The sequence below is a fragment of the Saccharothrix hoggarensis genome (assembly GCF_042678885.1).
GTDB classification, from domain to species: Bacteria; Actinomycetota; Actinomycetes; order Mycobacteriales; family Pseudonocardiaceae; genus Actinosynnema; species Actinosynnema hoggarensis.
This window is the reverse complement of record NZ_JBHTLK010000534.1, coordinates 1-593: the sequence shown is the minus strand read 5'-3', so window position 1 is coordinate 593 and position 593 is coordinate 1. Positions and strand designations below refer to the sequence as shown.

Below are 593 nucleotides of genomic sequence, written 5' to 3'. Positions count from 1 at the left end.
GCCGCCTCCCACCGCGCACCGAACCCCTCCGCCGCCGCGCCCGTCCACCCGTCGGGCGGCGCGCCGGGAACGGTGAACGCGACCGCGCACCGCACGCTCGCCGCCGCCACCGCGCCCGCGTTGCCGGGCACGGGGTCGAACCCCAGGCCGCGGTAGTCAGTCATGGCGAAGCTCGTCGGCCCGCCGGGGCGTCTCGGCCAGCGCGCGCAGCTCGTCCGCGACCGCGTCCAGCTCCACGCCGCGCAGCGCCCGCGCCCACTCGGCGACCAGCAGCTCCACGGCCTCCGTGACGCCCTCCGGGCCGAGGTCGCCCACCGGGACGTCCACAGTGGACGCCGCGGCGCGCGCCTCGTCGGCCGCCTCCGCCGCCCTCCCGGCGAACGCGGTCAGCTCGTCCGGGTCGACGCGGTAGCCGTCGCTCATTCCCCGAGCACCGGCGGGAACGCGGGCGGCAGGTCGTCCAGCAGGTCGAGGCCGCTGTCGTAGCGGTTGCGGTGCTCGCCGTCCTCCTCGCGGTTGCCCGGCGCCATCGGCGGGTACATGCCGAAGCCCTGCGGACCTCCCGCGCCGACGGCCGGGCCGACCCCGCCGCG

General features: G+C 78.9%; 1 protein-coding gene. It reads right to left on the bottom strand.

All coding sequences use genetic code 11. From position 1 onward, the window contains the following. Positions 1 to 156 precede the first annotated feature (156 nt). Positions 157 to 423, bottom strand: coding sequence for a hypothetical protein (locus tag ACFQ3T_RS36970; protein ID WP_380730867.1), 267 nt, complete (start codon positions 421 to 423; stop codon positions 157 to 159). Positions 424 to 593: the final 170 nt, after the last annotated feature.

What these genes read in the sequence shown, in the direction of transcription:
- ACFQ3T_RS36970 (WP_380730867.1), bottom strand. Translation starts at nt 423, where the DNA reads ATGAGCGACGGCTACCGCGTCGACCCGGACGAGCTGACCGCGTTCGCC.